This window comes from Streptomyces sp. NPDC048479 (genome assembly GCF_040651435.1).
Taxonomy (GTDB): Bacteria; Actinomycetota; Actinomycetes; order Streptomycetales; family Streptomycetaceae; genus Streptomyces.
The window spans coordinates 136,417-157,323 of record NZ_JBEZKA010000007.1 but is presented as its reverse complement, the minus strand read 5'-3'; the positions used below and the strand labels follow the sequence as shown (position 1 = coordinate 157,323).

Annotated in this window: 15 protein-coding genes; 9 read left to right on the top strand and 6 right to left on the bottom strand. The window is 69.9% G+C overall.

Features of this window, described 5'->3' with window-relative positions:
- Positions 1-19 precede the first annotated feature (19 nt).
- Positions 20-262 (bottom strand): hypothetical protein, encoded by a 243-nt coding sequence (locus tag AB0D12_RS13800; RefSeq protein WP_362680940.1) that lies wholly within the window; start codon positions 260-262, stop codon positions 20-22.
- Between the two features lie 129 nt (positions 263-391).
- On the opposite strand from AB0D12_RS13800, the gene holA reads away from it, so the two are divergent.
- Positions 392-1,387, top strand: coding sequence for a DNA polymerase III subunit delta (gene holA / locus AB0D12_RS13795; RefSeq protein WP_362680937.1), 996 nt, complete (start codon positions 392-394; stop codon positions 1,385-1,387).
- 232 nt (positions 1,388-1,619) lie between these two features.
- Here the strand turns inward: holA and rpsT are convergent, their stop codons facing one another.
- Complete coding sequence (rpsT, locus tag AB0D12_RS13790; protein WP_326649855.1) at positions 1,620-1,886, bottom strand: 30S ribosomal protein S20; 267 nt, start codon at positions 1,884-1,886, stop codon at positions 1,620-1,622.
- A gap of 204 nt (positions 1,887-2,090) precedes the next feature.
- Here rpsT and lepA point away from each other — a divergent pair, with 204 nt between their 5' ends.
- Together lepA and AB0D12_RS13780 are read left to right on the top strand one after the other, a co-directional pair.
- On the top strand, positions 2,091-3,956 hold the full coding sequence (gene lepA / locus AB0D12_RS13785) for a translation elongation factor 4 (protein ID WP_362680934.1): 1,866 nt from the start codon (positions 2,091-2,093) through the stop codon (positions 3,954-3,956).
- A gap of 292 nt (positions 3,957-4,248) precedes the next feature.
- The gene (locus AB0D12_RS13780) at positions 4,249-6,138 is read left to right on the top strand and encodes an AMP-dependent synthetase/ligase (protein WP_362680931.1); all 1,890 of its coding nucleotides are present in this window, start codon (positions 4,249-4,251) and stop codon (positions 6,136-6,138) included.
- 128 nt (positions 6,139-6,266) lie between these two features.
- On the opposite strand, the gene AB0D12_RS13775 is transcribed toward AB0D12_RS13780, so the two are convergent.
- Both AB0D12_RS13775 and AB0D12_RS13770 read right to left on the bottom strand, forming a co-directional pair.
- Positions 6,267-6,851 carry a response regulator gene (locus AB0D12_RS13775; RefSeq protein WP_362680928.1) on the bottom strand — a complete coding sequence of 195 codons (585 nt, stop codon included), beginning with the start codon at positions 6,849-6,851 and terminating at the stop codon, positions 6,267-6,269.
- A gap of 7 nt (positions 6,852-6,858) precedes the next feature.
- Positions 6,859-10,989 (bottom strand): HAMP domain-containing protein, encoded by a 4,131-nt coding sequence (locus AB0D12_RS13770; RefSeq protein ID WP_362681291.1) that lies wholly within the window; start codon positions 10,987-10,989, stop codon positions 6,859-6,861.
- 240 nt (positions 10,990-11,229) lie between these two features.
- On the opposite strand from AB0D12_RS13770, the gene AB0D12_RS13765 reads away from it, so the two are divergent.
- The gene (locus AB0D12_RS13765) at positions 11,230-13,191 is read left to right on the top strand and encodes an ATP-binding SpoIIE family protein phosphatase (protein ID WP_362681288.1); all 1,962 of its coding nucleotides are present in this window, start codon (positions 11,230-11,232) and stop codon (positions 13,189-13,191) included.
- 136 nt (positions 13,192-13,327) lie between these two features.
- Entirely contained in the window at positions 13,328-14,560 is a 1,233-nt protein-coding gene (gene hemW / locus AB0D12_RS13760) for a radical SAM family heme chaperone HemW (protein ID WP_362680925.1), read from the top strand.
- Positions 14,561-14,768: 208 nt separating this feature from the next.
- Here hemW and AB0D12_RS13755 read toward each other — a convergent pair whose 3' ends face one another.
- Both AB0D12_RS13755 and AB0D12_RS13750 read right to left on the bottom strand, forming a co-directional pair.
- Positions 14,769-15,590: a DUF3097 domain-containing protein gene (locus AB0D12_RS13755; RefSeq protein WP_362680923.1), complete on the bottom strand. Its 822-nt coding sequence runs from the start codon at positions 15,588-15,590 to the stop codon at positions 14,769-14,771.
- A gap of 10 nt (positions 15,591-15,600) precedes the next feature.
- Positions 15,601-16,335 (bottom strand): MBL fold metallo-hydrolase, encoded by a 735-nt coding sequence (locus tag AB0D12_RS13750; protein ID WP_362680920.1) that lies wholly within the window; start codon positions 16,333-16,335, stop codon positions 15,601-15,603.
- Between the two features lie 206 nt (positions 16,336-16,541).
- Between AB0D12_RS13750 and hrcA the strand changes: the two genes are divergently transcribed.
- The 4 genes from hrcA to AB0D12_RS13730 all read left to right on the top strand — a co-directional run bounded on the left by hrcA (position 16,542) and on the right by AB0D12_RS13730 (position 20,758).
- Positions 16,542-17,564, top strand: coding sequence for a heat-inducible transcriptional repressor HrcA (hrcA, locus tag AB0D12_RS13745; protein ID WP_327323543.1), 1,023 nt, complete (start codon positions 16,542-16,544; stop codon positions 17,562-17,564).
- Positions 17,565-18,701, top strand: coding sequence for a molecular chaperone DnaJ (gene dnaJ, locus AB0D12_RS13740; RefSeq protein WP_362680916.1), 1,137 nt, complete (start codon positions 17,565-17,567; stop codon positions 18,699-18,701).
- A gap of 243 nt (positions 18,702-18,944) precedes the next feature.
- A complete protein-coding gene (locus tag AB0D12_RS13735) occupies positions 18,945-20,015 on the top strand; it encodes a nitronate monooxygenase (RefSeq protein ID WP_362680913.1) in 1,071 nt (356 codons plus the stop codon).
- On the top strand, positions 20,015-20,758 hold the full coding sequence (locus AB0D12_RS13730) for a 16S rRNA (uracil(1498)-N(3))-methyltransferase (RefSeq protein ID WP_362680910.1): 744 nt from the start codon (positions 20,015-20,017) through the stop codon (positions 20,756-20,758). Before AB0D12_RS13735 ends, AB0D12_RS13730 begins: the two co-directional genes overlap by 1 nt.
- Positions 20,759-20,907: the final 149 nt, after the last annotated feature.

The following is a 20,907-nucleotide window of genomic DNA, read 5'->3' as shown; positions in this document are numbered from 1 at the left end:
GACGCGCCGAGCCAGGGCGCTAGGCCTCCAGCCAGCCCTCGTACTCCGCGGCGAAATCGTCCAGCGCCGCGGGGTCGAGGCGGGCCTTCGGGTCCTCCACGACGACCAGCCACTGCGCGTCCTCGGCGTCGTCCTCGCCGGCCAGCGCATCGCGTAGGAGCTGGGGCTCCTCGGCCACCCCGAAGCGGCCCGCCAGCTCCTGTGCCACCTCCTCGGCGGCGTCGCGGTCGGGCAGCACCAGTACATGTCTCGCGTCATTCACCGGTCCATTCTCCGGTACGTCCCCAGTACGGGAATCCCGAGTAGGGGGAGATCCCGAGTACGGCGATCCCGAGTACGAGAATCCCGGTACGCGCGGGAGTGTCAGTGCCCCGTGGGATGCTGGACCGCGATGATCCGCAAACCAAGCCAGCAGAATTCGCCCGACGACCTCCTCGCCCCCGTCACACTCGCCGTGGGCCAGGAGGACCTGCTCCTCGACCGTGCCGTGCAGCAGGTGGTGGCGGCGGCCCGCGCTGCCGACGCCGACACGGACGTACGCGACCTCGCCTCCGACCAGCTTCAGCCCGGCACCCTTGCCGAGCTGACCAGCCCCTCGCTCTTCGCCGAGCGCAAGGTCGTCGTCGTGCGCAATGCGCAGGACCTCTCCGCCGACACGATCAAGGACGTCAAGGCCTATCTCGACGCTCCGGCAGAGGAGATCACCCTCGTCCTGCTGCACGCCGGCGGTGCGAAGGGCAAGGGCCTGCTGGACGCGGCCCGGAAGGCGGGTGCCCGTGAGGTCGCCTGCCCCAAAACCACCAAGCCGGCCGAGCGGCTCACCTTCGTACGGTCCGAATTCCGCGCGCTGGGCAGGTCCGCGACGCCCGAGGCGTGCCAGGCGCTGGTCGACTCCATCGGCAGCGATCTGCGAGAGCTGGCCAGCGCGGTCTCCCAGCTGACCGCGGACGTCGAGGGCACCATCGACGAGGCGGTCGTCGGGCGGTACTACACGGGCCGCGCCGAAGCCTCCAGCTTCAATGTCGCCGACCGAGCGGTGGAGGGCCGGGCGGCGGAGGCGCTGGAAGCCCTGCGCTGGTCGCTGTCGACGGGGGTCGCGCCGGTCCTGATCACCAGCGCGCTGGCGCAGGGTGTGCGGGCGATCGGCAAGCTCTCCTCGGCCCGCGGCGGGCGGCCCGCCGACCTCGCCCGTGAGCTGGGCATGCCGCCGTGGAAGATCGACCGGGTCCGCCAGCAGATGCGTGGCTGGACGCCGGACGGGGTGGCGGCGGCGCTGCGCGCGGTCGCGGAGGCGGACGCGGGCGTGAAGGGCGGCGGCGACGACCCGGAGTACGCGCTGGAGAAGGCGGTCGTGGCGGTTGCGCGGGCGGCGCGGTCGGGGCGGTAGACCCTGCGGGCGGCCTTGCCCCTCCCCGCTCTCGGGCGCCGGGCCGCCACCGCAGGCCGGGCACGCCAGAGGCCCCGGTGGCCGTCCTGGGGAAGGACGGTCACCGGGGCCTCACGGTTCAAGCCTTGTGCGCCGCACCCGCGTGGCGAACGCGTTCGGTGTGCGGCGCGGGGTGCCGGGAAGGAGCGGGAGAGAGGGCCCGCTGGATCCCTACCGGCGATCAGTCAAGAGCTCAGCCCTGGAGGGAGCCAACCTTGATGGCCAGCGCCGACTTCTTGTTGGCGGCGGCGTTCTTGTGGATGACACCCTTGGAGACGGCCTTGTCGAGCTTCTGCGACGCCTCACGGACGGCCACAGTGGCCTTCTCGACGTCGCCGGTGGCGACAGCCTCGCGGGCCTTGCGGATCGCGGTCTTGAGCGACGACTTGACGGCCTTGTTGCGCAGGCGCGCCTTCTCGTTCGTCTTGTTCCGCTTGATCTGGGACTTGATGTTCGCCACGAAAGAGCCTTTTCAGGTTCGATGATCTTTGAGTTTGCGTCCCGTACTTGAGAGGGCACGAGACACAGCTGTCCACGTTACCAGCCGCCCCTCCAGCGGCCCAAACCGGGCGCAGTCCCGTTCCCGTGGGACGATGGAGGCTACGTATCGATCCGACATCGCCCGAGACGAGACGCCCCGGCGTCTCAAGAATCAGGACCCTGCGTGCCCGCGACTCCTACCCACGTGCCCGAGCCGAGCCGTACCGACCCGGCGCTGATCCGCAATTTCTGCATCATCGCGCACATCGACCACGGCAAGTCGACGCTTGCCGACCGGATGCTCCAGCTGACCGGTGTGGTCGATCAGCGGCAGATGCGCGCTCAGTACCTCGACCGCATGGACATCGAGCGCGAGCGCGGCATCACGATCAAGTCCCAGGCGGTCCGGCTGCCGTGGTCGCCCACCGAGGGCGAGGGTAAGAACACGACCCACATCCTCAACATGATCGACACCCCGGGCCACGTGGACTTCACTTATGAGGTCTCCCGGTCGCTCGCGGCCTGCGAGGGCACCGTCCTGCTGGTGGACGCCGCGCAGGGCATCGAGGCGCAGACCCTCGCCAACCTCTACCTGGCGATGGAGAACGACCTCACGATCGTCCCGGTCCTCAACAAGATCGACCTGCCGGCCGCGCAGCCGGAGAAGTTCTCCGAGGAGCTCGCCAACCTCATCGGCTGCCAGCCGGAGGACGTCCTCAAGGTCTCGGCCAAGACCGGCGTCGGCGTGGAGGCCCTGCTGGACCGCGTGGTCCGCGACGTCCCCGCCCCGGTCGGCGTGGTCGACGCGCCGGCCCGCGCGATGATCTTCGACTCCGTCTATGACTCGTACCGCGGTGTGGTGACCTACGTACGAGTCGTCGACGGGCAGCTCAACAAGCGCGAGCGCATCAGGATGATGTCCACCGGCGCCACCCACGAGCTGCTGGAGATCGGCGTCTCGTCCCCGGAGATGACCCCGGCCGACGGCATCGGCGTCGGCGAGGTGGGCTACATCATCACCGGCGTCAAGGACGTGCGTCAGTCCAAGGTCGGTGACACGATCACCTCCCTCCACAAGGGCGCCACCGAGGCGCTGGGCGGCTACAAGGACCCCAAGCCGATGGTGTTCTCCGGCCTCTATCCGCTGGACGGCTCGGACTACCCCGAGCTGCGCGACGCCCTCGACAAGCTTCAGCTCAATGACGCCGCGCTGGTCTACGAGCCGGAGACCTCGGCCGCTCTCGGTTTCGGTTTCCGCGTGGGCTTCCTCGGCCTGCTCCACCTGGACGTGATCCGCGAGCGCCTGGAGCGCGAGTTCGGTCTCGATCTGATCGCCACCGCGCCGAACGTGGTCTACCGCGTGGTCATGGAGGACGGTGCCGAGCACACCGTCACCAACCCGAGCGAGTTCCCCGAGGGCAAGATCTCCGATGTCCACGAGCCGGTCGTACGGGCCACGATTCTCGCGCCCAGCGAGTTCATCGGCTCGATCATGGAGCTCTGCCAGACCCGCCGCGGCACGCTGCTCGGCATGGACTACCTCTCCGAGGACCGGGTCGAGATCCGCTACACCCTCCCGCTCGCCGAGATCGTCTTCGACTTCTTCGACCAGCTGAAGTCCAAGACGCGCGGTTACGCCTCCCTCGACTACGAGCCCACCGGCGAGCAGGCCGCCAGCCTGGTCAAGGTCGACATCCTGCTGCACGGCGACAAGGTCGACGCCTTCTCCGCCGTCACGCACAAGGACGCGGCGTACGCGTACGGCGTGCGGCTCGTCGCCAAGCTCAGGGAGCTGATTCCGCGGCAGGCCTTCGAGGTGCCCATCCAGGCCGCGATCGGCTCGCGCGTCATCGCCCGCGAGACCATTCGCGCCATCCGCAAGGATGTCCTCGCCAAGTGCTACGGCGGTGACATCTCGCGTAAGCGGAAGCTGCTGGAGAAGCAGAAGGAAGGCAAGAAGCGGATGAAGATGGTCGGCAGCGTGGAGGTCCCGCAGGAAGCCTTCATCGCCGTGCTGTCCAGCGACGACAGCGGCAAGGCCAAGAAGTAGCCGCACCGTCGCAGCCGACAAGCGAAGGCGCCCGCCCGGGGTCCGGACGGGCGCTTTTCGCGTGTCTGCGGACGCATTACCCGTTAGATACGGACGCATCACCCGATAGATGAGGGATGCACCGACCGGTGGTTCCCAGCCAGTGGCCGAGCGTGCCGTTCGTTATCAAGCGGCAGCCCGTAGCCCCTTACGCGCAGGTCCCGTGCCCTCTACCCTGAGCACGGCTCGATGGTTACTCGCCAGTTAAACAACAGCCACTCGTGCAGTGCTGCCCGCAGGCCCGGAGGATGTCGTGAGCGCCACAATGACCCTGATCGAGAACCGACCGCCCTCTGTGGCGAGTCTCTTCACCGAGCGCGTGGCGGCTACGCCGGACGCCGAGGCCTACCGCTATCCGGTGGCCCCCGCCACCGGCCAGGGGCCCGATGACTGGAAGTCCCTGAGCTGGGGGCAGGCCGCACAGCGGGTCTATGCCATTGCCGCCGGACTGATCGACCTCGGGGTACGCGCCGAGGAGCGCGTCGCGCTCGCCTCCTCCACCCGGGTCGACTGGATCCTCGCCGACCTCGGCGTGATGTGCGCGGGCGGCGCGACCACCACGATCTACCCGTCCACCAACGCCGAGGAGTCGGCGTACATCCTCTCCGACTCCGAGAGCCGGGTGCTGATCGCCGAGGACGCCTCCCAGCTGGCCAAGGCGCGTGAGCGGCGGGCCGACCTGCCGGAGCTGAAGCATGTCGTGGTGATCGACGCGACGGGCGTCGAGCCGGACGAGAGCGACCCCGAGGGCTGGGTGCTCTCGCTCGCCGACCTGGAGGCCCGGGGCGCGGAGTACCTCGCCAAGCACCCGGACGCCGTCAAGGAGCGGGTCGAGGCGATCAGGCCCGACCAGCTGGCGACGCTGATCTACACCTCGGGCACCACGGGCCGGCCCAAGGGCGTCCGGCTGCCGCACGACAACTGGTCCTACCTGGCCAAGGCGACCGCCGCGACCGGGCTGATCACCAAGGACGACGTGCAGTACCTCTGGCTGCCGCTCGCCCATGTCTTCGGCAAGGTGCTGACCTCCGGGCAGATCGAGGTCGGTCATGTCACCGCCGTCGACGGCCGGGTGGACAAGATCATCGAGAATCTGCCGGTGGTCCAGCCGACCTACATGGCGGCCGTGCCGCGGATCTTCGAGAAGGTCTACAACGGAGTCGCGGCCAAGGCACGGGCCGGCGGCGGCGCCAAGTACAAGATCTTCCAGTGGGCGGCCGGTGTCTCACGCGAGTACGCCAAGGCCGCGCAGGACAACTTCCGCCGTACGGGCTCGGCCTCCGCGCCCTTCGGACTCACCGCCAAGCACAAGATCGCCGACGTGCTCGTCTACTCCAAGCTGCGCGAGGCATTCGGTGGCCGGCTGCGCGCCGCGGTCTCCGGCTCGGCGGCGCTTGCGCCCGACATCGGCTACTTCTTCGCCGGCGCCGGAATCCACATCCTCGAGGGCTACGGCCTTACGGAGTCCAGTGCGGCGTCCTTCATCAACCCGGGCGAGGCGTACCGCACGGGCACTGTCGGCAAGCCGCTGCCCGGCACCGAGGTGCGTATCGCCGACGACGGCGAGATCCTGCTGCGCGGCCCCGGGATCATGGAGGGTTACCACCGGCTGCCCGAGAAGACGGCCGAAGTCCTCGAATCCGACGGCTGGTTCCACACCGGCGACATCGGAGAGCTGTCCGATGACGGCTACCTGCGCATCACGGACCGCAAGAAGGACCTGATCAAGACCTCCGGCGGCAAGTACATCGCGCCGGCCGAGGTCGAGGGCCAGTTCAAGGCGGTGTGCCCGTTCGTCTCCAACATCCTGGTGCACGGCGCGGACCGTAACTTCTGCACCGCGCTCATCGCGCTGGACGAGCCGACCATCCTCGGCTGGGCCAAGGAGAACGGCCTGGACGGAAAGACGTACGCCGAGGTTGTCGCCACCGAGCGGGCCGAGCAGCTCATCGAGGGTTATGTGAAGCGGCTCAACGAAGGGCTTCAGCGCTGGCAGACGATCAAGAAGTTCCGGCTGCTGCCGCGGGACCTGGACATCGAGCACGGCGAGCTGACGCCCAGCCTCAAGCTGAAGAGGCCGGTCGTCGAGCGCGAGTACAAGGACCTCATCGAGGACATGTACGCAGGCTCCCGCGAGGCGTAGTAACCGGGCTCCGCCCCGGGCCCCGGGCCCCGCGCCTCAAACGCCGACAAGGCCTGGATTCCCGCCCGACGGGCGGGAATCCAGGCCTTGTCGGGCGATTGGGGACACTCCCGGAGGTGTACGGGGGCTTACTGGCTCCGCCCGCGGCGCAGGTCCCTCAGGATCTCCTCCACCCGGGTCAGCTGCACCCGCACCTCCGGCATATCGTTCGAGCCGCTCCTGTCCAGCTCGCTCTCGATCGCACTCAGCCGCTGGGACATCTGACCCAGCTGCTCCTGGTCCTGTGCCAGCATCCGCTCCAACTGGCGGTTCTTGCGGTGCAGTTCGAGGAACACACTCACCTTGGCGCGCAGTACCCAGGGGTCGAAGGGCTTGGTGAGGAAGTCCGCCGCCCCGGTGGCGTAGCCCCGGAAGGCAAAGCCGCTGTCGGCCTGCGTCCCGGTCAGGAAGATGATCGGGACGTCCTTCGTCTGGTCGAGGCGCTTGATGTTGGACGCCGTCTCGAAGCCGTCCATGCCGGGCATCCGCACATCCAGCAGGACCACCGCGAACGTCCGCCGCAGCAGCGCCTTCATCGCCTCCTCCCCGGAACGTGCCCGGACCAGAGGCTCGTTGAGGGACCCCAGGACTGCCTCGAGGGCTACGAGATTGTCCTCCATGTCGTCCACCAGGAGGATGCTCGCGGGGTCGGCGGTGGGTGCCTCTGTGCTCATCGTGTCCTCACGTGATCGTCGGCGGGGCAGCCGGCTCCCCATCGCCGACCGGCTGCCCCGATATCGCAGGTTCTTCGGCCGGAGGCGCACTGTCCGGCCCGGCCGTTCCGCCCTTCGGATCCAGCACGGAACAGACGACGGTCAGCAGACGGTCCACGTCGACCGGTTTCGGCACGTAGTCGTTGGCGCCCTGCGCGATCGACTTCTCGCGGTCACCCGGCATCGCCTTCGCGGTGAGGGCGATGATCGGGAGGTCGGTCCAGAGCGGGCTGCGCCGTATGGCCTCGATCGTCTCGTACCCGTCCATCTCGGGCATCATGATGTCCATCAGGATCAGTTCGACGTCGGGGTTGCGCTCCAGGGTCTCGATGCCTTCGCGGCCGTTCTCCGCGTACAGCACAGGCATGCCCACTCTGCCGAGCACATGGGTGAGCGCGAAGACATTGCGGATGTCGTCGTCGACGATGAGTACGCGGCGGCCCGGCAGGATCCGGCCCGCCCGGCCCGACTTCCACTCCTCCAGCTTGGTCGTCGTGGGCCAGCCGTCCTCGAGGGCCGGGCGCGGCACATGCTCGCTGTGGTGCCGCTCGGGCGCGGTCAGCGGGATGTCATGGATGCCATGGACGTCGTGGAGGTCCTGGATGTCGTGGCCGTCGTGGGAGCCGTCGCTCTCGCCGTCGGCATGGCCGGGGTAGAGGACGGGGACGTACAGCGTGAAGGTGGATCCGCGGCCCGGCTCGCTCTCCGCGATGATGCGGCCGCCGAGCAGCCCCGCGATCTCCCGGCTGATGGAGAGGCCGAGGCCCGTTCCGCCGTACTTGCGGTTGGTCGTGCCGTCGGCCTGCTGGAATGCCTCGAAGATCACCGGGAGTTTCTCCGGGGCGATGCCGATGCCGGTGTCGGCGACAGCGAAGGCGATCAGGTCGTCGATGCCCTTGAGCACCTTGTCGTCGGGGTCCTTGACCCGCTTCACCCTCAGTTCGACGCAGCCGGAGGAGGTGAACTTGATGGCGTTGGAGAGCAGATTGCGCAGAATCTGCTGGAGCCGCTGCTCGTCGGAGTACATCTCGCGCGGTACGTCCTCGCCGACCGCGACCTCGAAGGCCAGCCCGCGGTCGAGGGTGATCGGACGGAAGGTGGCGTGGACATAGTCGAGCACCTTGATCAGCGGCAGCTTCTTCGGGCGTACGTCCATCCGTCCGGCCTCGATCTTCGACAGGTCCAGGATGTCGTTGATCAGCTGGAGCAGGTCGGAGCCGGAGCGGTGGATGGTGGTGGCGAACTGCACTTCCTGGTCGGAGAGATGGCCGTCCGGGTTGTCGGAGAGCAGCCGGGCCAGGATGAGGAGGGAGTTCAGCGGCGTGCGCAGTTCGTGCGACATGTTCGCCAGGAACTCCGACTTGTACTGCGACGAGGTCGCGAGCAGTGCGGCCTTCTCCTCCAGCTCGGCGTTGGAGCGCTGCAGTTCGCCCTGCTGGCGCTGGAGCTCGTCGGAGCGCTCCTGGAGCTGGACCGCGAGCCGTTGGGACTCGCCGAGCAGTGACTCCGTGCGGGAGTTGGCGATGATGGTGTTGATGGCGACGCCGATGGTGTTCACGAACTGGTCGAAGAAGGCCAGGTGGACGTCGGAGAAGCGGGAGAAGGAGGCCAGTTCGATGACGCCGAGCAGCTTGTCCTCGAAGAGGATCGGGATGATGACGACGCTTGTCGGTGACGCCTCGCCAAGACCGGAGTTGATCTTGATGTAGTCCGGCGGTGCTTCCTCGAGGAGGATCCGCTTCTTCTCCAGGGCCGCCTGGCGCACCAGACCGTGGCCCGGCATGCCGGTGGTGTCTATGGTGGCCGACTGGGCCGAGCCGTAACCGGCGATGAAGGCCAGTCCCTTGGTGGTGGAGGTGGTACGGGGCGGAGTGCCGTCGGCGTCCGGGTCCGCCAGGAAGAACGCGCCGTACTGCGCGTTCACCAGCGGGGTGAGCTCGCGCAGGATCAGGTCGGCGACCTCCATCAGATCGCGGTGGCCCTGCATCAGACCGGCGAGGCGGGCGAGATTGGACTCCAGCCAGTCCTTGGCGCGGGTGGTCTCGCGGAGGTTGGACACCATCAGATTGATGTTGTCCTTCAGCTCGGAGACCTCACCGCGCGTCTCGACCGTGATCGACCGGGACATGTCGCCCTGGGCGACGGCGGACGCCACCTCGGCGATGGCGCGGACCTGGGTGGTGAGGTTGAGCGCCAGCTCATTGACGTTCGTCGTCAGCCGCTTCCAGGTGCCGTACACGCCCTCGACCCGAGCCTGGCCGCCGAGCTGGCCTTCGGAGCCGACCTCGCGGGCCACCCGGGTGACCTCGGAGGAGAACGAGGAGAGCGTGTCCACCATGGTGTTGATGGTGGTCTTGAGTTCCAGGATCTCGCCGCGCGCGTCCACGTCGATCTTCTTGGAGAGGTCGCCCTGCGCCACGGCCGTCGCCACCTGGGCGATGTTCCGCACCTGTGAAGTGAGGTTGTCGGCCATGTAGTTGACGTTGTCCGTGAGGTCCTTCCACAGGCCGGTGACACCGAGGACCTGGGCGCGGCCGCCCAGCCGGCCGTCGGTACCCACCTCGCGAGCCACGCGTGTGACCTCGTCGGCGAAGGCGCGCAGCTGCTCCACCATCGTATTGACGGTGTCCTTCAGCTCCAGGATCTCGCCGCGCGCATCCACGGTGATCTTCTTGGAGAGGTCGCCGTTGGCGACGGCGGTGGTGACCTGCGCGATGTTGCGGACCTGACTGGTCAGGTTGGACGCCATGAAGTTGACGTTGTCCGTGAGGTCCTTCCAGACGCCGGAGACGCCGCGGACCTGGGCCTGGCCGCCGAGGTTGCCTTCGGTACCGACCTCGCGGGCGACCCTGGTGACCTCGTCGGCGAAGGCGGAGAGCTGGTCGACCATGGTGTTGATGGTCGATTTGAGCTCGAGGATCTCGCCCTTCGCCTCGACCGTGATCTTCTTGCCGAGGTCGCCCTGGGCGACGGCCGTCGACACGAGCGCGATATTGCGGACCTGCGAAGTGAGATTGTCCGCCATGAAGTTGACGTTCTCGGTGAGGTCCTTCCAGACGCCGGAGACGCCGCGGACCTGGGCGCGGCCGCCGAGGTTGCCTTCGGTACCGACCTCGCGGGCGACCCGGGTCACCTCGTCGGCGAAGGCCAGGAGCTGATCGACCATGGTGTTGATCGTCGACTTGAGCTCCAGGATCTCGCCCTGGGCGTCCACGGTGATCTTCTGGGAGAGGTCGCCGTTGGCGACGGCGGTGGTGACCTGCGCGATGTTGCGGACCTGACTGGTCAGGTTGGACGCCATGAAGTTGACGTTGTCCGTGAGGTCCTTCCAGACGCCGGACACGCCGCGGACCTGGGCGCGGCCGCCCAGCTGGCCTTCCGTGCCCACCTCGCGGGCCACCCGCGTGACCTCGTCGGCGAAGGCCGAGAGCTGGTCGACCATGGTGTTGACGGTCAGCTTCAGCTCAAGGAGCTCGCCGGTCGCCTCGACCGTGACCGTACGGGTCAGATCGCCGCGGGCCACGGCCGTGGTCACCGCGGCGATGTCCCGAACCTGCGCGGTCAGCCGGGAGGCCATGGTGTTGACCGCCTCGGTGACGTCCCGCCAGCTGCCGGAAAGGCCCTGAACCTTGGCGCGTCCGCCGAGCCGGCCTTCCGTGCCCACCTCGCGGGCCACCCGCGTCACCTCGCTGGTGAACAGCGACAGCTGGTCGACCATCTTGTTCACCGCACGGCCGAGCCGGCGCAGATCGCCGCGTAACTGACGGTTGCCGTCGTGCAGATCGACCCGCTGGGTCAGATCGCCGCCGGCCACCGCGTCCAGCACACGGGTGGCGTTCGCGGCGGGCACCACCAGGGCGTCCAGCAGCGTGTTCGTACTGATGACAGCGGAGGTCCAGGCACCCTGGCCGGGGCTGGCCGACAGCCGGTCGTCGAGCCGTCCGTGCCGTACGACCTCCCTGCGGACCCGCGACAGCTCATCCGTGAAGTGCTGATTGCGCACGGCGATCTGGTTGAACATCGCCGCCAGTTCGGCGGGAATGCCCTCATGGACCTCCGCCATCCGCACATGGAAGTCCCCGTCGCGCAGGGTCGTCATCGCGGCCAGCAGTGGGCGCAGCTCCGAGGTGCGGATCCAGCCGCCGTCGGCAGAGGGCGGGGAGGACACCGCAGGCAGCCGGGAAGCCGGCTGAGCTGACGGCAACGCGCTGTCTCTGTTCATAATCCGCCCACTTCGGTGACTCGACGCTTATGGGCAGGCTCAGTCTGTCACTCTGTCGGTGTCATAAGCGGCGCATTGCCAGAACCGACCAGGAGCCGCACAGTGGGGTCCCTTCCGATGCAGCGCGAGACCGTTCACCGCACAACACCGTTGTACCCGCTTTGGGATGACGCGCGTTCAGTCGCTCGCACCAGCCTGCCCGGCAACCCTCTCGCACCGTCCGCCGCGCGCCGCTTCGTGCGCGCCGCCATCGCCGACTGGACCAACCTCGGCATGCTCGCCACCTGCGCCTTCTGCCGCGGGTCAGGGGGCTGCCCGCCGGGCAGTCACAGTACGGACCGGCTCGCCGACGACGCCGTACTCATCGTCAACGAACTCGTGACCAACGCCGTCGTGCACGCGGGCACCACCGTCGAACTCCTCTGCCGGCTGGAGGAGTCGGCGGACGGCGAGCCCGCCGCCCTCGTACTCGAAGTCTCCGACCACCATCCGGCCAGGGCCGTACGCAATGAACCGCACGGCGCCGAGGAACGCTCCGGCACGCCCGAGTACGGCCGCGGCCTCCATCTCGTCGCCGCCCTCGCCGAGCGCTGGGGCATCACCTACCGCCCCGGCCTCAAGACCATCTGGGCCCGCCTCCCCGTCGACGGCTGGGACACCTGCCCGCTCCCCGGCGCCGAACCCGCGCTGCAGCGCGGACTGCGCGCCGCCGAGATCCTCGCCCCGTCGCCCCGGCGCACCGTGCGCGAGGACTCCGACTGGATCAGCCGGGGCGCCCTCTCCTTCCTCGCCGAGGCCTCCGACCTGCTCGCCGGACAGCTCGACGAGGACATGGTCGCGGCGCTCGCCGGGCAGCTGCTGGTGCCGAGGCTCGCCGACTGGTGCGCGATCTGGCTGGACAGCGAGTCGGGACGGCCGGGATCGGGATGGGGCACGGGCGGCGGAGCGGGGACCGCGCAGCGGCTCGCCCGGGTCTGGCACAGCGACGAGTCCCTTACGGAGCAGCTGCGCGAGACCCTGGACAAGGAGCCGCCGCTGCTGCTGCCCGAGACCGCGGGCAACGGCCCCGTACCCATCCCCTGGCCCGGTGACGGCCAACCGGGCGCCGACGAGGGCACGGCCGTCGCATACCGCCTCGCCGCGGGCGGACGCGGGCTCGGCACCCTGCTGATCGCGCGGTACGGCCTCGCACGCGCACCCGACGAAGCGACCGCGCTGATCGCGGACTTCGCACGCCGGGTGGCTCTCGCGATCAGCGCGGCCCGCCAGTACACCCGGCAGGCCACCATCAGCCGCGTTCTGCAGCGCGGTCTGCTCCCCGGCAAGGTCGGGCAGATCCCGGGCGTCGACCGGTTCCTGGTGTACGAGCCCAGCGACGACGGCGTCGCGGGCGGCGACTTCTACGACATCTTCCCGGCCGGCTCCGGCGGCCGCTGGTGCTTCATGCTCGGCGACGTCCAGGGCAGCGGACCCGAGGCCGCGGTCGTCACCGGCCTCGCCCGGCCCTGGCTGCGGCTGCTCGCCCGCGAGGGGTACCAGGTCGGCCAGGTGCTGGACCGGCTCAACGGACTGCTCCTCGACGATGCGATGGAGGCGGCGGAATCAGCCGCGCTGATGGTCGCGGCAGCGGGCGGTCAGGGCGTGCCGGAGGGTCCGCAGGCGCGGTTCCTGTCCCTGCTCTACGGCGAGCTCGTGCCCTCGCCCCGGGTCGGCGGAGGTGTGCGCTGCACCCTGGCGAGCGCCGGGCATCCGCTGCCGCTGCTGCTGCGGCCCGACGGCCGGGTGGTCACGGCGGCCGAGTCGCAGGTGCTGCTCGGGGTCGTCGAGGACGTCGCGTACCAGAGCCAGACTTTCGACCTGGAGCCAGGCGACACCCTGCTCTGCGTGACGGACGGGGTCACGGAGCGGCGCTCGGGGTCGCGGATGTTCGACGACGAGGACGGGCTCGCCCGCGTGCTCGCCGGCTGCGCGGGCCTGACCGCGCAAGGGGTCGCGGAGCGGATCAAGCAGGTGGTGTACGAGTTCGGGGAGACGCCGCCGGAGGACGATCTGGCGCTGCTGGTGCTCCAGGCGCGGTAGCCGTCCCGGCAGCCGGCGGGATGGCCGTCCCGGCACCCGGCGCGGTGGTCGGCCCGGCACCCGGTGCGGTGGTCGTCCCGGCACCCGGTGCGGTGGCCGTCCCGGGGCACCCGCGGGGTGACGGACAATGGGGGGCATGCCTTCCGTACTGCCCGATGGTGAGCCCATGCCCGAGGACGGGTCGCTGCCCGCGTCCGCCCTGACGGGCGCCGGGGACCGGCCGCTCGCCTTCTATCTGCATGTGCCGTACTGCGCGACGCGCTGCGGCTACTGCGACTTCAACACCTACACGGCGACCGAGCTGCGCGGCTCGGGCGGCGTGCTCGCCTCCCGGGACAACTACGCCGCGATGGTCGCGGAGGAGGTCCGCCTCGCCCGCAAGGTCCTGGGCGACGACCCGCGGCAGGTACGGACGGTGTTCGTCGGAGGTGGTACGCCGACGCTGCTGGCGGCCTCGGATCTGGTCCGGATGCTGGACGCGGTCCGCGAGGAGTTCGGGCTCGCGGACGGTGCGGAGATCACGACCGAGGCGAACCCGGAGTCGGTGGACCCGGCGTATCTCGCCGAGCTGCGGGAGGGCGGCTTCAACCGGATCTCCTTCGGGATGCAGAGCGCGCGGCAGCATGTGCTGAAGGTGCTGGACCGTACGCATACGCCGGGCCGTCCGGAGGCGTGCGTCGCGGAGGCGCGGGCTGCGGGCTTCGACCATGTGAACCTCGACCTGATCTACGGCACGCCCGGCGAGAGCGACGACGACTGGCGCGCCTCCCTGGCGGCCGCGGTGGGCGCGGGTCCGGATCACATCTCGGCGTACGCACTGATCGTCGAGGAAGGCACGCAGCTTGCGCGGCGGATCCGCCGCGGCGAGGTCCCGATGACCGACGACGACGTCCACGCGGACCGGTATCTGATCGCGGACTCGGTGCTCGGGGACGCGGGCTTCGACTGGTACGAGGTCTCCAACTGGGCCACGACCGAGGCGGGCCGGTGCCTGCACAACGAGCTGTACTGGCGCGGCGCGGACTGGTGGGGCGCGGGCCCCGGAGCCCACAGCCATGTGGGAGGGGTGCGCTGGTGGAATGTGAAGCACCCGGGCGCGTACGCGGCGGCGCTGGCGGAGGGCCGCTCGCCGGGCGCGGGCCGCGAGCTCCTCTCGGCGGAGGACCGCCGGGTGGAGCGGATCCTGCTGGAGCTCCGGCTCCGGGAAGGCTGCGAGCTGGAGCTCCTGCGCCCGGCGGGCCTGGCGGCGGCGGGCCGGGCCCTGTCGGACGGCCTGCTGGCGCCGGGGCCGTACAAGGAGGGACGGGCCGTACTGACGCTGCGGGGCCGCTTGCTGGCGGACGCGGTGGTACGCGACCTGGTGGACTGACGGGGGTGGGCCCTGCGGGGCCTGTTCCCCTACCCGCCCCTTCCGGCTGTGCCGATGTGCGGCTCCGCCGCGCGTGGGGGGCTCCCGCCCCAGACCCCCGTACGCCCTTCGGGCCTGTCCTCAATCGCCGGACGGGCCTACATTTCGCCGGACCGGCAACTCAAGCCCCGCCGGCGATTGAGGCGCGAGGTCCGGGGCGGAGCCCCGGTCACACCCCCGGAGCCGTCACGAAGTCGATCAGCTCCTCCACTCGCCCCAGCAGCTCCGGCTCCAGGTCCTTGTAGGACCGCACGCCCGACAGAATCCGCTGCCACGCCGCTCCCGTGTTCTCCGGCCAGCCCAGTGCGCGGCAGACTCCCGTCTTCCAGTCCTGGCCGCGCGGCACCGACGGCCACGCCCGGATGCCCACCGAGGACGGCTTCACCGCCTCCCACACATCGATGTACGGGTGGCCCACGATCAAGGCGTGGTCGCTGGAGACCTGGGACGCGATACGGGACTCCTTCGAGCCGGGGACCAGATGGTCCACCAGCACCCCGAGGCGCGCGTCCGGCCCCGGTGTGAATTCCTTGACGATCGACGGGAGGTCGTCGATGCCCTCCAGGTACTCCACGACCACGCCCTCGATCCGCAGATCGTCACCCCAGACCCGCTCGACGAGCTCGGCGTCGTGGCGGCCTTCCACGTAGATGCGGCCCGCCCGCGCGACCCTCGCCCGTGCCCCCGGGACCGCGACCGAGCCGGAGGCCGTACGCGCCGGGCGGGCCGGGGCCGTCGCCGAGGGGCGGACCAGGGTGACCACCCGGCCCTCCAGCAGAAAACCCCGCGGGACGAGCGGGAACACCCGGTGCTTGCCGAAGCGGTCCTCGAGCGTGACTGTCGGGCCCTCCGCTGTCTTCTCGGTACGGATCACCGCACCGCAGAAACCCGTCGTGACCTCCTCCACGACCAGGTCGGACTCGGCAGGGACCTCCGGGGCCGGCTGCTGCTTCTTCCAAGGAGGCGTCAGATCCGGGCTGTAGCTGCGCATTTGGCCGACGCTACGACACGCCGAAGCGCTCCGCCAACGAATCCCGCTGCGCGCGTACAAAAGCCGCGTCGACCGCCGCCCCGTGCCCGGGGACATACACCGCGTCCTCGCCGCCCAGCGACAGCAGCCGGTCCAGCGCCGCCGGCCAGCGGGACGGGATCGCGTCCCGGCCCGCCTGCGGTTCGCCCGACTCCTCCACCAGATCTCCGCAGAAGACCACCTCCGGGCTGCCCGGGCCTTCGCCCGGCACCAGCAGCGCCAGGTCGTGGCCCGAGTGACCGGGTCCGACATTGGCCAGCAGCACCTGGCGGCCGCCCAGCTCGAGCGTCCACTCCCCGCACACCAGATGGTGCGGCAGTACCAGCAGATCGGCGGCCTCCGCGGCGTCCTTCACCGGGACCCCGTGCCGTACGGCCGTGCCGCGGATCTCGTCCCGCTCCCGCCTCATCAGATCGTCGACGCCGACCGCGCCGAACACCTCGGCCCCGGAGAACGCCGCGGTCCCCAGTACATGGTCGAAGTGCGGATGACTCAGTGCGATATGCGTCACTCGGCGGCCGCCCAGCAGCGCCTGCGCCTGGGTGCGGAGCTCGGCGCCCTCACGGAGTGTCGAACCCGTGTCGTACATGAGGACACGGTCCTCACCGGCGACCAGCCCAACGGTCGCGTCCCAGACAGGCAGCCGCCGACGCCCCACCCCGTCGGCCAACCGCTCCCAGCCGAAGTCTTCCCAACTGACGTCCATACCGCGACGCTATCGGCAAGGACCAGCGGTGTCGCGAGGTACCGTGGTCGGCCGCGATTGCAGGACTGCCCTGCAGGACGGCCCTTGCTAGGGGCGTACCCCACAGCCGTACACTGGCTCGGGGGAGTGCTGGCACTCGGACATGACGAGTGCCAAGCAGTCACCACGCAGTCACCACAAGGAACCACGGCTGGAGGTGTGCGCAAATGCTCAGCGAACGCAGACTCGAGGTGCTGCGCGCCATCGTCCAGGACTATGTCGGCACCGAGGAGCCCGTCGGCTCCAAGGCCCTCACCGAGCGGCACAAGCTCGGTGTCTCCCCGGCTACTGTCCGTAACGACATGGCGGTGCTGGAAGAGGAAGGGTTCATCGCCCAGCCGCACACCAGCGCCGGCCGCATCCCGACGGACAAGGGCTACCGGCTCTTCGTCGACAAGCTGGCGGGCGTCAAGCCCCTGTCGGCGCCCGAGCGCCGCGCCATCCAGAACTTCCTGGACGGAGCCGTCGACCTGGACGACGTCGTGGGCCGTACGGTACGGCTGCTCGCGCAGCTGACCCGGCAGGTCGCCGTCGTCCAGTACCCCTCGCTGACGCGGTCCACGGTCCGGCATGTGGAACTTCTGTCCCTCGCGCCCGCCCGGCTGATGCTCGTGCTCATCACGGACACCGGACGGGTCGAGCAGCGCATGATCGACTGCCCCGCGCCGTTCGGCGAGGCCTCGCTGGCCGACCTGCGGGCCCGGCTCAACAGCCGGATCGTCGGGCGCCGCTTCGCGGATGTGCCGCACCTGGTGCAGGAGCTGCCCGACTCCTTCGAGACGGAGGACCGCGGCACTGTGTCCACGGTGCTGGCGACCCTGCTCGAGACGCTGGTCGAGGAGACGGAGGAGCGGCTGGTGATCGGCGGCACGGCCAATCTCACCCGCTTCGGGCACGACTTCCCGCTGACCATCCGGCCGGTGCTGGAAGCGCTCGAGGAGCATGTGGTGCTCCTCAAGCTGCTCGGCGAGGCCAAGGACTCGGGCATGGGCATGACCGTACGTATCGGTCATGAGAACGCACACGAGGGCCTCAACTCCACTTCCGTGGTCGCGGTCGGCTACGGTTCGGGCGACGAGGCAGTTGCCAAACTCGGCGTGGTCGGACCGACCCGCATGGACTACCCCGGAACGATGGGAGCGGTACGCGCAGTGGCACGTTACGTCGGACAGATCCTGGCGGAGTCGTAAGTGGCCACGGACTACTACGCCGTACTCGGCGTACGCCGCGACGCATCGCAGGACGAGATCAAGAAGGCCTTCCGCCGGCTTGCGCGTGAACTTCACCCGGATGTGAATCCGGACCCGAAGACGCAGGAGCGCTTCAAGGAGATCAACGCCGCGTACGAGGTGTTGTCGGACCCGCAGAAGAAGCAGGTCTACGACCTCGGCGGAGACCCGTTGTCCCAGGCGGGCGGCGGAGGCGCGGGCGGATTCGGAGCCGGTGGCTTCGGCAACTTCTCCGACATCATGGACGCGTTCTTCGGTACGGCGTCGCAGCGGGGCCCCAGGTCGCGTACGCGACGGGGCCAGGACGCGATGATCCGGCTGGAGATCGACCTCAACGAAGCGGCCTTCGGTACGACGAAGGACATCCAGGTCGACACGGCTGTCGTCTGTACGACGTGTTCGGGTGAGGGCGCGGCGCCGGGGACCTCGGCGCAGACCTGCGACATGTGCCGCGGACGCGGTGAGGTCTCGCAGGTGACGCGGTCCTTCCTGGGCCAGGTCATGACCTCGCGGCCGTGCCCGCAGTGCCAGGGCTTCGGCACGGTCGTGCCGACGCCGTGCCCGGAGTGCGCCGGTGACGGCCGTATCCGCTCGCGCCGGACGCTGACCGTGAAGATCCCGGCGGGCGTCGACAACGGCACGCGCATCCAGCTCGCGGGCGAGGGCGAGGTCGGCCCGGGCGGCGGACCGGCGGGTGATCTGTACGTCGAGATCCACGAGCTGCCGCACGCGGTCTTCCAGCGGCGTGGCGACGATCTGCACTGCACGGTGACGATCCCGATGACGGCGGCGGCGCTGGGCACGAAGTGCCCGCTGGAGACGCTCGACGGCATGGAGGACGTCGACATCCGGCCGGGCACACAGTCCGGCCAGTCGATCCCGCTGCACGGGCGTGGCATCACGCATCTGCGGGGCGGCGGCCGCGGCGATCTGATCGTGCACGTCGAGGTGATGACGCCGTCGAAGATGGACGCGGACCAGGAACGGCTGCTGCGGGATCTGGCGAAGCTGCGCGGCGAGGAGAGGCCGACGGGGCAGTTCCAGCCGGGGCAGCAGGGGCTGTTCTCCCGCCTGAAGGACGCGTTCAACGGGCGGTAGCCGTTGAGGGCGCGGGTTGCCCGTTTCCGGGGCTTTGCCCCGGGCCCCGCGCCTCAATCGCCGGCGGGGCTGAACTTTCCCGCCCGGCGAGGCTCTTGTTGGGGCTCCGCCCCAAGCCCCGCTCTCAAGCGCCGGAGGGGCTGATTTTTAAGCCCGTCCGGCGCTTGAGGACACCCCCGGAGGGCGTACGGCCCCCGGAACGCCCGATTCGGTCGCGCGCGAGCAACATGGCACCATGCCTGCATGTCCTCCGCACTGAGCGATCTCTGCCGGTATCCGATCGTGCAGGCCCCCATGGCGGGCGGCGCCTCCTGTCCACAGCTCGCCGCCGCCGTTTCCGACGCAGGTGGGCTCGGCTTCCTCGCCGCCGGGTACAAGACGGCGGACGGCATGTACCAGGAGGTCAAACAGATCCGCGGGCTCACCGGTCAGCCCTTCGGCGTCAATCTCTTCATGCCGCAGCCCAACACCGCCGACCCCGCCGCCGTCGGTGTCTACCGGCAGCAGCTCGCCGGTGAGGCCGCCTGGTACGAGACGCCTCTCGGCGACCCCGACAGCGGACGGGACGACGGCTACGAGGCAAAGCTCGCGATCCTCCTCGACGACCCCGTTCCTGTCGTCTCCTTCACCTTTGGCTGTCCGACCCGCGATGTGCTCGACTCCTTCGCGAAGGCCGGCACCTTCACCGTGGTCACCGTCACCACGCCCGAGGAAGCGCAGGCCGCGCAGTGGGCCGGTGCCGACGCCGTGTGCGTGCAGGGCATCGAGGCCGGCGGCCACCAGGGCACGCACCGGGACGACCCCGCCGCCGACGGCTCCGGGATCGGGCTGCTCTCGCTCATCGGGCTGGTCCGCGAGACCGTGCAGCTGCCGGTCATCGCCGCCGGCGGACTGATGCGCGGCAGCCAGATCGCCGCCGTGCTCGCGGCCGGTGCGAGCGCCGCGCAGCTCGGCACCGCGTTCCTGGTCTGTCCCGAGTCCGGCGCCAATGTGCTGCACAAGCAGGCCATGACCAATCCGCTGTTCGTCCGCACCGAACTCACCCGCGCCTTCTCCGGGCGGCCCGCCCGCGGCCTCGTCAACCGCTTCATGCGGGAACACGGTCCGTACGCCCCCGCCGCCTACCCCCAGGTGCACCATCTGACGAGCAGCCTGCGCAAGGCCGCGGCCAAGGCGGGCGACCCGCAGGGCATGGCTCTCTGGGCCGGACAGGGCCACCGGATGGCGCGCGAGCTGCCCGCCGGTCAGCTCGTCGAGGTACTCGCCGCCGAACTGGACTCCGCGCGGGCCGCGCTGGCTCTGGGCGGTGCGTGATGACCGCGCCCGTATTCGTCGTCGACTCGCTGGAGGGCGTGGGTCCTGGCGCGATCCTCACCCTGGACGGGCCCGAGGGACGGCACGCCGTCTCCGTACGCAGGCTGCAGTCCGGTGAGGACATCGTGCTGACGGACGGGCGAGGGCGCGGCGCGGCCGGTGTTGTGCTGCGGACGGAGGGCAAGGACCGGCTGATCGTCGAGCCGTTCGAGTTCCCGACGGAGCCCGAACCCACGCCTCGTATCACCGTCGTCCAGGCCCTCCCCAAGGGCGACCGCGGCGAACTCGCCGTCGAGACCATGACGGAGACCGGCGTGGACGCCGTGGTGCCGTGGGCCGCCGCCCGCTGCATCACGCAGTGGAGGGGCGAGCGGGGCGCCAAGGCCCTCGCCAAGTGGCGGGCCACGGCGCGCGAGGCGGGCAAACAGTCGCGCAGGCTCCGCTTCCCGGAGGTCGCGGACGCCGCAACGACCAAGCAGGTTGCCTCACTTCTGGCCGAAGCCGACTTCGCGGCAGTGCTGCACGAGGAGGGCGCCGAGCCGCTGGCCACCGCGGAGCTGCCCGCCGAGGGCTCGATCGTGCTGGTCGTCGGGCCCGAAGGGGGCGTGTCGCCGGAGGAGTTGGCGGCATTTGCCGAGGCGGGCGCGAAGCCGTTCCGGCTCGGGCGCAGCGTGCTGCGCACGTCGACCGCGGGCACGGCCGCCACGGCGCTGCTGCTGGGCCGTACCGGCCGCTGGTCCTGAAACGGCGGCTGCCTCGCTAGGACACGCCCGAGCCCTGGTCGCCCGTGCCGCCCGCCGCCACGGCGCTGCTGCTGGGCCGTACCGGCCGCTGGTCCTGAAGCGGCGGCTGCCTCGCTAGGACACGCCCGAGCCCTGGTCGCCCGTGCCGA

What these genes read in the sequence shown, in the direction of transcription:
- holA (WP_362680937.1), top strand. Translation starts at nt 392, where the DNA reads ATGATCCGCAAACCAAGCCAGCAGAATTCGCCCGACGACCTCCTCGCC.
- AB0D12_RS13775 (WP_362680928.1), bottom strand. Translation starts at nt 6,851, where the DNA reads ATGAGCACAGAGGCACCCACCGCCGACCCCGCGAGCATCCTCCTGGTG.
- AB0D12_RS13770 (WP_362681291.1), bottom strand. Translation starts at nt 10,989, where the DNA reads ATGACGACCCTGCGCGACGGGGACTTCCATGTGCGGATGGCGGAGGTC.
- AB0D12_RS13765 (WP_362681288.1), top strand. Translation starts at nt 11,230, where the DNA reads ATGCAGCGCGAGACCGTTCACCGCACAACACCGTTGTACCCGCTTTGG.
- hemW (WP_362680925.1), top strand. Translation starts at nt 13,328, where the DNA reads ATGCCTTCCGTACTGCCCGATGGTGAGCCCATGCCCGAGGACGGGTCG.
- AB0D12_RS13755 (WP_362680923.1), bottom strand. Translation starts at nt 15,590, where the DNA reads ATGCGCAGCTACAGCCCGGATCTGACGCCTCCTTGGAAGAAGCAGCAG.
- AB0D12_RS13750 (WP_362680920.1), bottom strand. Translation starts at nt 16,335, where the DNA reads ATGGACGTCAGTTGGGAAGACTTCGGCTGGGAGCGGTTGGCCGACGGG.
- hrcA (WP_327323543.1), top strand. Translation starts at nt 16,542, where the DNA reads ATGCTCAGCGAACGCAGACTCGAGGTGCTGCGCGCCATCGTCCAGGAC.
- AB0D12_RS13735 (WP_362680913.1), top strand. Translation starts at nt 18,945, where the DNA reads ATGTCCTCCGCACTGAGCGATCTCTGCCGGTATCCGATCGTGCAGGCC.
- AB0D12_RS13730 (WP_362680910.1), top strand. Translation starts at nt 20,015, where the DNA reads ATGACCGCGCCCGTATTCGTCGTCGACTCGCTGGAGGGCGTGGGTCCT.